This window comes from Bradyrhizobium sp. Crot121 (assembly GCF_059512385.1).
Genome location: NZ_JCAMOR010000034.1, coordinates 71,880 through 82,894 on the forward strand (window position 1 = coordinate 71,880; position 11,015 = coordinate 82,894).

Consider the following 11,015-nt stretch of genomic DNA (forward strand, 5'->3'; position numbering starts at 1 on the left):
CGCGAAGATAATGAAGAGCAAGGACCGGAACAAGGTTCTGCGTGCCATAGCCCAGTGGAGTCGTGACGTTCTTGGTAAATGAGCCCTCGAACGACGGCGAATCGAAAGTGCCGGACCGGCCATTCCGATCAGTGCTCGGCAATGTGAAAAGGGGGGCGCGGTATGTACATGCCCGCGGCAATGGTCGCCGTAGCGGTGGGAGGAGCCCGCGAGCGCCGCGACGGCCGTGACATTGACCTAGCTCGCGGCGGTGGGCGTGAGCTGGAGCGACAGGTTTGAACTCCCATGGAAAGCACGGGAAATGCACGGATACTTACGCGTGCAGAATATGCCTTCTACGCCGCAAGATGCGCAAGCGACCGATCGCCACTTTCTGCTGACAGATCTGATCTGCAAAGACCGAATAGGGTTGTTCGATGAACTTCGAACTGTCGCGTGGCGAAAACGTCACAGCTCACGGTCGGCGGCATCGACTTCACCGCGTTGTTATTCTTCACGGAAGTTTTTGCATTAGTTACCGCGTCAGCATGCGTGTGCATGTCGGGGATTAGGAGACTTTAAACATGATACGGGCGCGAACACTTATTCTCGGCACAACCGCCGGCCTGATGGCCGTCGGGGGCGCGCAAGCAGCCGATCTTCCAATCAAGGCGAAGGCCGTCGAGTATGTGAAGGTCTGCTCCCTGTACGGCGCCGGCTTCTGGTACATCCCGGGCACCGACACCTGCATGAAGATCGGCGGCTATCTGCGGGTCGACGCCACCTTCAACGGCGGCGTGCAGGGCTCGCCCGCCTGGAATGGCGATATCGGCCAGGGTAACCGCTATCGTGACTACTTCGCAGCGCGCTCCCGTATGGCTTTGTCAATCGATACCCGCACGCAGACCGAATATGGCACGGTCCGCACCTTCGGGATGGGCCGGTTTCAGTTCTCTACGCTCGGCAACAACACCTTCAACCCGAACTCGATCAACGGCTCGCTTCCGGTGGCCGGCGCGCAGCTGCTCGACACTCCCGGCGGCGGTTACACCACCGTCCAGTACCTTTTCATTCAGTTCGCAGGCTTCACCTTTGGTCAGTCGGCATCGGCCTACGCGTCGCCTTGGCAGGGCTTCCCCGGCAACATCTCGGATTTCCTGCTCGGCGGCCAGAACACCGACACTGGCGTTAACAACATCCAGTACACCGCGCAGTTCGGCAATGGCGTGTCGGCCAGCATCGGCCTGGATGATCCGACGGTCTGGGATCGCACCGCGGTCTACAATCTGGCGCTGCCGCTGAACGCCACGTTTAACTCGGGCAACGCCTATGCCGGCGTCCATGCGCCCGACGTCGTCGGCAATATCCGCATCGACCAGGCTTGGGGCCTGTTCCAGATTTCGGCCGCGGCGCATGAAGTCAGCGGCTCCTACAACACCCTCAACGCGCTCGGTGCGCCGGCGGGCGCCGTCGGACTGCCGGGCGCGGGGCCGACCGCGGCATCCGAGCTTTCCGGACATCCCGACACCTCGTGGGGCGGCGCCGTACAGGCGGCGTTGCAGATCAAGAACATCCCGAGCGGCGCTGGTGACGACCTCAAACTGGACGCGAGCTATGCCAAGGGCGCGACGAAGTACGTCGTCTCGTCGTCTTCAACCTCGCCAAGCTTTGCCATGTTCGGCAGCACCAGCGCGCCCGGCGCCTATCAGAGCATCGGGTTCGGTGCGACGACCGATGCCGTCTATCTGCCGGTCGCGGCCGGCGGCGACGGCTCGCTGCATCTGACGGAGACCTTTGGCGTTCGCGGGGCGTTCAATCATAACTGGGACCCGTATTGGTCGTCGAGCCTGTTCGGCTCGTATGTGGCGGTCCGCTATGACGGTGCCGCGAAGGCCTTCATGTGCGCGAACTACACCACGCCGGCCAAGGCGGTCAGCGCGGACTACGTCTGTAACCCCGACTTCAACATCTCGCAGCTCGGCGTGAACACCCGCTGGACCGCGGTCAAGAACCTGACCTTCACGGCCGAATTCCAGTGGTTCCACCTCGACCAGAATTTCAAGGGATCCGCCGTGCTTGGCGCGTCCTCGCCGAAGCCGTTGGCACGCTACGAGTTCAAGGACCAGGATACGTTCCTGCTCGAGTTCCGCGCGCAGCGAAACTTCTGATCGCCTTCTTTGCGAGGAACGGCGAGGAAGCAATCCGGCGTGTTGCTAAGTTGCTTCGTGAATCGATATCGCTGAGCTCGGCGCTGACAATAAGGGGAGTAGATCGCAGCCCACGCTCACCGCGCTCATGAGTCCGGCGACAGTCGAAGTTTCTCCTTCCTACGACGACGGCCCATAGTTTGCGTTCGGCGGCGTTGTTCGACATGCGGACGCGCCCGTCGTCGAGAAAGCAGGTAAATGCATCCCTGCGGTTGAGGCAGTAATTGGCCTTACCTCTTCCTGTGGCGGTAAGCCTATCCAAGGCGAGCCGCCCTATCGGGGCTGAGCGTGTCTCGGTAGAGGCACGCGGGATGATGCGGTTATGCGCGCATTCTACCCGCACGAGGAGATTGAGCGGTGAAAGCGCGAAGCGCCAAGAGCTTTTGCAGCCGATGCCAATTGGACACGGCCTGCAGGGGGCCATTCGCCTCCGGCTGCTGCCGTCCTGTGGAGCTGACCGGAGCCGAACATCACGGTCTTATAGCTCCGGGTCGCCCAAAGGCGCGTAGTGAGGACAGTAACGGTCAGCCGCCCTCCGCAGTTTCGTCCGAATTCCTTCCGCAGAACCTCTCTGTCCCACTTGGTGCCGTCGCTCTTGACAAGCTTTCTTGCACGCGCAAAGGCATGGGTTTCGGCGGCATCATTACCAACGCGGATCGTCAGGTCCAACTGGAAAGGGCATACGGCTATGGCATGGGTCGTTTCCAACGCGTAGTGCACGGCTGATCCTGAATCGTCTGCGTAGCTGCTTGTAGGCATGCGAGCCTCCTGCTCGGACGAAGCGAGGCCCGGTGTGGCTAGGAGACCGGGCCTCATAATCTCAACAGCCTTGGAGATAGGCAGGGTTGTTCGGCCACAGCGCCTTTCTAGCGCGATGGGCAAATATGTTCTTGATGTAGCGCAAGGGAATTCTACGAGATTGCTACGAGCGATGCGTCTCGGGCCCTCCGCACAAAAGCACCGCCGCCAGTCACCCATCCCGACCAATAGGTGGCGGTTGGGGGCAAAGCGGGCAGCCCTGACTAGTACGGAAAAAATTTGACCTTGCCTGCCGTACCCTCGGCCGCCAGGAGGGCGAGCAGATGACAATGCTGACCGGTTCAAGTCCGGTCCCATTGCAGGCCAGTCATTTCTCTTCGGGTAATTCCGACTTCATCCGCTTCATCGCTCGGGCCACAACAGAACAGCGCCGCAGCTTTCGCTGGTTTAGTGTTCTTGGACAAGCAAAGTCGCGAATTAACGTTGGGCGGCTCGGTTAACGTCGAGAGAGCTTGCGCGACTCCGTAGTTTCACGGGAGGGAATCCGCTGTGGGAAGCACCGCATGTTCATGGCGAACTGCTCAAGCTTGGGTTCGAGGTCGCGCAATCAAGCGTTGCCAAGTACATGGTCAAGCGCAAGGACCACCCAGCCAGGGTTGCCAGACCTTTGCATAATCACGCCCCAGACAAACGATGCGGCGATGAGCGCCAAGCTCATCCGGACAGTATTTCGGCCTCTGGAGGACAACCGGACAAAACCTTTGCAGCCACCAATTCCGAGTCTGGCCTGGCCCTGGCTATGTGAAAACGCTGTGCGGCTGTTATGCTTCTCCCGTGATTTGGGTGGGGAATTGATGAGGCCCTTCGAAGAGGCGGATCGTGGGCAATGGATGTTATTGCCCGCATGCCTCGATGATTTCATTGACGAGAGCAACGCTGCTCGCGTGATCGACGTGTTTGCCTAAGCACATTTTGCTTCGTCACTGGTCGACTTCTGCCATAACATTTATTTTCGGAGTTGAGATTTCTACCTGCTGCTTCTGTGGCTGGAGGGAAAGCATCTCTAGATTGACTCACCGCACTGCTTCTAAGCCCGACGCGGACATTCTGCTTTCCGGCGTACCAAATGCCGGAGCTGTCCGACAGCATCATGTTTATTTTCAGTGGCCAGTCGGGACGCTTCGGCCTGGTCTGCATCTGCTTGACCGGTTTCGCCTTTCGCCCGCCATGCCGTTGCTCGATTCGTATAGGCTGGAGCGTAGCAGCCGCGCCTTGTTTGGAGCGAAATGTGCGGCTCGTCTCGGCCAGATGGTCGGCCCGCGCTAAACCTCAACCTTGGCTATCCGACGCCGCTCCGATCGCAATTCTCTCGAAGCTTATTGGCAAAGGCAAGGTCAGGCCCGATCGGAATCCTGGCGTGCTTTTAGACGAGTCTTGGTTAAGCAAAACTTAAATTATTCCTCGCCGAAGCCAGCACCCGACTGGAATATCGTTAAAAAAAGGTTAATCTACAACTCCTGGGTGCCATGTGACAGTTCGCGATGTGCCTCTCTCGCCGAAACTTTGTGCAAGGAATCATTTTGGGCGGAGCGGCGTTGGGCGCGGTCGGCGCGGCTCAAAGCGGGCGTCCGTTGTTGCCGCTTCCCCATATGGCCGATGTTTCAGGTTTGGCGCCGTCGCCTGCGGTATTGAACTCGCAATTTTTGGCTTTGGCCAAGCTGTTTCCCTCCTTGGTAGATCCCGACGCCGAAGAGGGGCCTCTCATCATCAACACGCGCGTCCGCAAAGACTCTTTCGCCGGATACAAGCGCCTAGGCGATCCCGGCAATTCCATTTTCCTGAAGGATGCCGAGGCCCGCGCTATCATTCCCTGGACCCCCATATTTGCGCGAGAAAACCACCTCTTACAGTTGCCACCGTCGGTGACGCGACAAATCGATTGCGCTGAACTCTTGGTGGTGAATGAGAGCAGTGCGCACTATCCCGTTTTTGGTAACAAGGCCCGCAAGTACGAATTTCTGTTGCCAAACTTGAAGTGGTCCGGCTCTCAGCACCTTGGGACCATCGGTGCGGTTTCCAGCAATCACGCGTTGCAATTTGCTCTCGCCAACCGCATGGCTGATTTGACCGGCGACGGAGAGCCGCTGAACTGCGCCCTTGATCTGGTGCTTTTTGAGGTACCGGGAGCCGCCACGGACATGGCGAGGCTGGCCATTTTGCAGAGTCTTGTTCAGCGCGTTGCCATAACCAAGAACGACGTCGAATTGGTAGGCGAGGCGGCTTACGAATTTGCAAGGCACTGGCTGCATCCGGACACGGATTCGGTTGTTCCGCCAGGCGGTTCGAACGAATTAAGCGTGTTGGGACATATGAATGCGGTCGCCGAGCTGGCGCAGTGGCTCGACGCCGCTCAGGCATGGGAAACGCCGCCCGATGTGATCTTTGTTCCCATGGGCAGCGGTTCGACTGTGCTCGGCCTGCTCTTCGGCGTCCACCTGATGGGATGGCAAACCAAGGTGGTAGGGGTGGCCGATCAGGACAAACCTTATTTGACGCGATGGTTGGTCAATCGGCAGCCCTCTCTGCCCTTTGTGGAGGGAAACGTCACCCAGCTCGCCCGGAGCACGGCGGCTTGGCTGCAAAAGATCCGCTTTCCAGGCATTTCGCCCAACACTCTTCGTCGTGTGCGGGAGGAAATTTTTGTCCCGGATTCTAACAGCTGGGGTCCTGGCTACGGTTTGGTCGAAAGCGTCGATACCGCGTGGGCGGAGGAATTGAAGGAGGCAGGGCTCAATCTCGATCCGGTATTTACGTTGAAGGCTTGGCGGTCGCTGCTCGCCTTGTCTCGAACTGGGACACTGAATAACAAGAAGGTCTTGTTTTGGAACACCTACAACAGCTTTGAATATACGCCGCCTCTCTTATCCGGTTTAGGCTAGTGTGATGCGTAGTCACAAAGCGGTAATCTTCTATTTGTCGGCTGTTCTCCTTCTGTCGTTGGCGTACTTTGCGTCGCCCATGTCGAGCGAAGGAGCCTCGCAGCTGTTCCCGGGCTTGTGGAGAATGGCGGAAGCGAATCCGCTCGTAACAGCTTTGACGTTTCTGCTTACATCAGCCGCGCTTGCCTTTCTGGCGTTTCCTTCCATGCCCATGGTTTACCTGGCGGCAGGCTTTTACATGGATGGATTCGCCGGAGGTGCAACGGTGTTGCTCGGCAGTACCTTTGGCGGTTTGAGCGCGTTTTTGTTTTACCGGAAGCAGATTCAGCAACGTCTCAGCGCTCGCTTAGATCACTACTCCGCTGTCAAGATTTGGCTGACTTTGCTCGGACTACGCCTCTCGCCACTCGTGCCAGCGCCATTGGCGAACTTCTTTGCTGCAGTCTTTCGTGTCTCACCCCTCCAATACCTGACAACGAGTGTGTTAGGCAGTGCGCCGCTCGTGCTGCTTTATGCGCAGATAGGACAGCAAGGGCACCAATACTTGTCTCGCGTAACTCCTCATTGGCACGAATTTTCAGGATACGTCGTCTTATTAACCTTAAGTACGTTGTTGAGCGCGATCGGTCCTTGGAGGTCGGTGCTGAACGAACTCAAGAACCTGAGGGATTCGCTTCCACTACAGCCAGCGACAAGACCGTAATCCATCGCCGCCAAGCCAGCTTTTGGTGGCCAAATTGGATTGCACTTAACTGTTTTTCGCTATCTTTTCTTAATGCCGGACTTTTAAGGTGCATTTTTATCGCTGTAAAAGCAAAGTGCACCTTCATGTTCTCGAAGCGTTTCGTGCTTGGGTCGCTCAGCGGCGCAATGGCTTGTTTGTTTGTGGCCTCTAGCTGGGCAGCTGATCTCGCGGAGATCAAGAAGCGCGGCGAAATTCGCCATATCGGTATCCGCTACGCTAATTTTGTTACCGGCGCTGGTGACGGTTTCGACGTGGAATTGATGCAGGGCTTCGCTAAACGGATCGGCGTATCTTACAAGCTTGTCTACTCAGATTTTTATTCGGTGATCCGCGATCTGCTCGGCAAAGATGCCGTGCGCAAAAATGGCGAGGTGGCGCTGACAGGCGACTATCCCATCAAGGGGGACGTGATTTCGAGCGGTTTCACCATACTGCCGTGGCGAGAGGCCGTTCTCCTATATTCCGATCCGACCCTTCCCTCCCAGGTTTTGTTAGTGGCGCCAGCCGAGTCTGATCTAAAGCCAATCGAGGGTAGCGCCGATCTCGAGGCAGATATCGCCGAGACGCGGAAAGCCATCGGCTCCAGGAGCGTGCTCGTCATGGAGCGCACCTGCTTAGACCCAGCCAATTACGACCTGGTCAATGTCGGTATCGACCTGAAGGCCTACAATAAGAGTTCGAACCTCAACGAGATGGTGCCGGCTATGCTCAACAGGGAAGCTGAGCTGACGCTGCTTGACGTGCCAGACGCCATTCTCGATTTGCGAAAATGGGCTGGCAGGATCAAGATTCTAGGGCCGATCTCCGGCCCGCAGATGTTGGCAACTGCCTTTCCAAAAGATGCGACGGCTTTGCGCGACGAATTCAATGCCTATTTGAGGGACCTCAAAGCTTCCGGCGCCTATGATCGGCTCGTGAACAAATACTATCCCGGCATCCGCCGCTTCTTTCCGGAATTTTATGCAAAGACGAATTGATGCAGCCTTGGCTGGCCAATTTCAGTCGATTCCTGGCTCTGCGTTGGCCATTCATAGCAGCCGCGGCCTTTCTGTCGTCAATATTGTTTCTGATTGTCAATCTCTACACATCGCAAGTGGAATTACGTCAGAACGCCGATGCGCGTTTTCTATCAATCGGTGAAGCGCGGACCAGCCAGATTGGGGAATTTTTGATCGAGCGCCGGCAGGCCGTCGCGCGGCTCGCCGCCAGTGAGGACATCTCCAATTATTTCAGCAACCTCGATCTCGGGATGTCCGTCAAGTATGGACTCTTTGCTAATCTGGCTGCAATCGAGGGTCGTTTCCAGACTACCTTGGATGAAGATAAATATCGCGGCCAACCCTGCTACTTGCGCCTGACTTTCTTCGACAACAACGGCGTGACGCAAGCTGATGTCGGCGCGTCCGGCGTGGCAACGCTCTCTCCCGTTTTGAATCTCGTCGAGCCGAATGTTCAGATCGACGAGAAGCGCCGTCTGCTTGTAGCCAGTGCGCCGGTGTTGCAGAAGGGCGGGGTACGGGGAACGGTGCAGAGTATAAGCGACCTCAATCTGCTTGCATCATTAGTACCTAGCAACGATCTGGGACAGCCCCATGAATTCCTGTTGGCCGATGACGGCGAGGTGTTATTCCCGGTCGAGCTGGGACACTCGCCTGTTGCTACCAGCGGCCCCGCGCTCGCCGCTCTGCCGGCTGGCCGCATTCAGGCTCTATCAGTTGTCCTGGCTCCCGGGCTGAAGGGATACTTTGCGCTGCGCCTGCCCCTTCGAGGCACACGGCTTTCCGTCCTGCGTCTGGCGAGCGAAGAGGAACTTTACGGCAGTACACTTTCGCCGACCTCTGTATTCTGTCTGGGTCTCCTCGCTATCGCGCTGTTCGTGTTGGCTATCGGCTTCGAACGAATGCGTCAGAATTCGGCGCGGCTGCAAATTAAGTTCGTTGAATCCAATCGTCACAGAGCGGAGTTGGCCGAACATAACCTTGCGCTCTCGCAAGAGATTAAGCGTCGCGAAGCGATTGAGATCGACCTGCAACAGCAGAGCGATGCGCTTGACAAGACAAATGCTGAATTGCGCATCGCCGCTGCCGCCTTCAATGCTCAAGAGGGAATGATTGTCACCGATACCAAGGGCGTGATCTTGAGTGCCAACCGCGCTTTCGTCACCTTGACTGGTTATGCGATGGAAGAGTTGGTTGGACAAACGGCACGTCTATTCCAGTCGCATCGTCGCAACGCTGAGTTTTACCAGAGCTTGTGGAACTCCCTTCAGAGCACCGGTAGCTGGCAGGGCGATATGAGTATCAGGACGAAGAGCGGAGAACATTGCGCGCGCTGGCTGACGATATCCGCCGTGAAAAACGAGGCAGGAGAAGTTACCAATTACATCGGCTCTTATTATGACATTTCCAAACTCAAGCACGCTGAGGAAAAGATCCGGGAATTAGCGTTTTTTGATCAACTTACAGGCTTGCCGAACCGTGTCTTACTGATCGACCGCGTTCGTCAGGCGCTCAATGCCAATACTCGCCACAAATCCTACGGCGCTGTGCTCTTCATTGATCTCGATAATTTTAAGACTCTGAACGACTCGCTTGGCCACGACATGGGCGATCTCCTGCTGAAAGCGGCGGCTCAGCGCATCGCTCGATGTGTAAGTGCAGAAGATACAGTTGCCCGCTTCGGCGGCGATGAATTTGTGGTTCTTCTTGCCAATCTCGGTACCCAAAAGGCAAAAACCGCTGCTTTGCAAGCAGAGGCAGTTGGAGAAAAGATTGTTGCCGCCTTCACTGATACCTTTCGCCTTCACGCATATGAATATCCATGCACGCCCAGCATCGGTGTGACCCTATTTTCTCCTAAGGATAACAACGTCGACGAACTGCTAAAAAGGGCAGATCTAGCGATGCATGACGCAAAAACCGCTGGCCGGAATGGCCTCCGGTTCTTTGATCCCGTTATGCAGACTATGATTTCGGCGCGAGCTGCCCTTGAGACAGATCTGCGGGAAGATCTAAAAAGGGAAGCGTTTCTGCTGCATTATCAGCCACAGGTCGATCACGGAGGAAGGCTATTGGGCGCGGAGGCGCTGGCCCGCTGGCCACATGCGCAGAAAGGCATGGTTTCTCCAAGCGAATTCATTCCGGCGGCGGAGAGCGCAGGTCTTATCCTGCCGCTCGGCGCTTTGATGCTCAAAATCGCTTGCCGGCAGCTAGCTAGCTGGTCATCAGATCCTGCAACCGAGCACTTAAGTGTTGCGATAAATGTCAGCGCACTGCAGATGCGCCAGAAGAACTTCGTCGATCAAATTCGTACGATCATCGAGCAAACCGGTGCTAATCCTCGTCGCCTAAAAATTGAACTTACCGAAAGCACACTAGTTAGCAATGTCGACGACGTAATAGCCAAGATGGATAAGTTGAAAGCAATCGGTATCAGCTTTAGCCTCGATGATTTCGGAACCGGCTATTCGTCCCTCTCATACCTAAAGCGTCTTCCTATCGATCAGCTCAAGATTGATCGCAGCTTTGTCAAGGATGTCTTAGTCGATCCTAATAGTGCCGCGATAGCCAAGATGATCATCGCACTTAGCAGAAGTCTTGGTCTTTCCGTCATCGCCGAAGGCGTGGAAACGGAAGAGCAATATACCTTCTTAGCGCGGTATGGGCGGCTCAATTACCAAGGCTATTTGTTTGGCCGCCCTCTTCCGCCGGAGGATTTCGAAAGGCTCGCGCGAGCTTTCTCGCCGCGTCAAGCTCAGAATCAGAAACCCGCTTCTGTCGATCGAACGTACGCATAGCCTATCACCTGCGCAAGCGTTCGATCTTCGTGATAGCTTACCTGATGTCTTCGCATCAGCTACCGCAATCGGCACCAAGGAATTGGTAACCCTCAATATCCCTAGCAGCGCCGATGCGAACCTGGGTGGTTCCGACAACTTGTGCCTTACTAGATCCCGGAATATACGATCGGCCATTTGCCTTCGGGACTACCCCAGGCGATACCGTCGACAGACGTGGCGATGAATTTCAGATTTTCGATGCAGACGCGGGCAAGATAGCGCCAACGGCAACGGCAAAGATAACTATCCTCGCGGAGGATGAGGGTCCATCAACGCTCTAATCGATCATAGCGGTTTCAGAGCGGCAACCGCAACCGACGCGTCCACGCATGGCGAGCATGGCACGATACAGGCGAGCGCGGGGAACGATTCCAATCGTGGGCAATCGCAACGTGATTTGCACGCCTGTGTGTACCGAAAACTTAAGCTCGGGCGTAGTGGTGATGAAGTCCGCCCAGGATGGCGCGTGAGCTGATCGCACCGGTTCGCTGAACCGGGCGAGAAATCGGCGCGTCCTTGTTCAAGGATCGATGCGTTCTGACGTTATT

The 11,015-nt window shown here is 56.5% G+C and carries 8 protein-coding genes; 7 read left to right on the top strand and 1 reads right to left on the bottom strand.

Annotated elements, in window-relative coordinates; translation table 11 throughout:
* Positions 1 to 563: 563 nt before the first annotated feature.
* Positions 564 to 2,147, top strand: a complete 1,584-nt coding sequence (locus AC5ZGW_RS26390) for a porin (RefSeq protein ID WP_130224640.1) — start codon at positions 564 to 566, stop codon at positions 2,145 to 2,147.
* Here the strand turns inward: AC5ZGW_RS26390 and AC5ZGW_RS26395 are convergent.
* A complete protein-coding gene (locus AC5ZGW_RS26395) occupies positions 2,095 to 2,610 on the bottom strand; it encodes an IS66 family transposase (RefSeq protein ID WP_130224642.1) in 516 nt (171 codons plus the stop codon). The genes AC5ZGW_RS26390 and AC5ZGW_RS26395 overlap by 53 nt on opposite strands.
* Positions 2,611 to 3,268: 658 nt before the next feature.
* Here AC5ZGW_RS26395 and AC5ZGW_RS26400 point away from each other — a divergent pair.
* The 6 genes from AC5ZGW_RS26400 to AC5ZGW_RS26425 all read left to right on the top strand — a co-directional run bounded on the left by AC5ZGW_RS26400 (position 3,269) and on the right by AC5ZGW_RS26425 (position 10,425).
* Positions 3,269 to 3,445: a hypothetical protein gene (locus tag AC5ZGW_RS26400; protein WP_165435107.1), complete on the top strand. Its 177-nt coding sequence runs from the start codon at positions 3,269 to 3,271 to the stop codon at positions 3,443 to 3,445.
* A gap of 201 nt (positions 3,446 to 3,646) precedes the next feature.
* The gene (locus tag AC5ZGW_RS26405) at positions 3,647 to 3,910 is read left to right on the top strand and encodes a hypothetical protein (protein ID WP_130224644.1); all 264 of its coding nucleotides are present in this window, start codon (positions 3,647 to 3,649) and stop codon (positions 3,908 to 3,910) included.
* Between the two features lie 630 nt (positions 3,911 to 4,540).
* A complete protein-coding gene (locus tag AC5ZGW_RS26410; RefSeq protein WP_165435108.1) occupies positions 4,541 to 5,884 on the top strand; it encodes a pyridoxal-phosphate dependent enzyme in 1,344 nt (447 codons plus the stop codon).
* Between the two features lie 4 nt (positions 5,885 to 5,888).
* Positions 5,889 to 6,587 carry a TVP38/TMEM64 family protein gene (locus tag AC5ZGW_RS26415; protein ID WP_130224648.1) on the top strand — a complete coding sequence of 233 codons (699 nt, stop codon included), beginning with the start codon at positions 5,889 to 5,891 and terminating at the stop codon, positions 6,585 to 6,587.
* 125 nt (positions 6,588 to 6,712) lie between these two features.
* Positions 6,713 to 7,606 carry a transporter substrate-binding domain-containing protein gene (locus AC5ZGW_RS26420; RefSeq protein WP_130224650.1) on the top strand — a complete coding sequence of 298 codons (894 nt, stop codon included), beginning with the start codon at positions 6,713 to 6,715 and terminating at the stop codon, positions 7,604 to 7,606.
* Complete coding sequence (locus AC5ZGW_RS26425; RefSeq protein ID WP_130224652.1) at positions 7,606 to 10,425, top strand: putative bifunctional diguanylate cyclase/phosphodiesterase; 2,820 nt, start codon at positions 7,606 to 7,608, stop codon at positions 10,423 to 10,425. The genes AC5ZGW_RS26420 and AC5ZGW_RS26425 overlap by 1 nt, the downstream gene beginning before the upstream one ends.
* Positions 10,426 to 11,015: the final 590 nt, after the last annotated feature.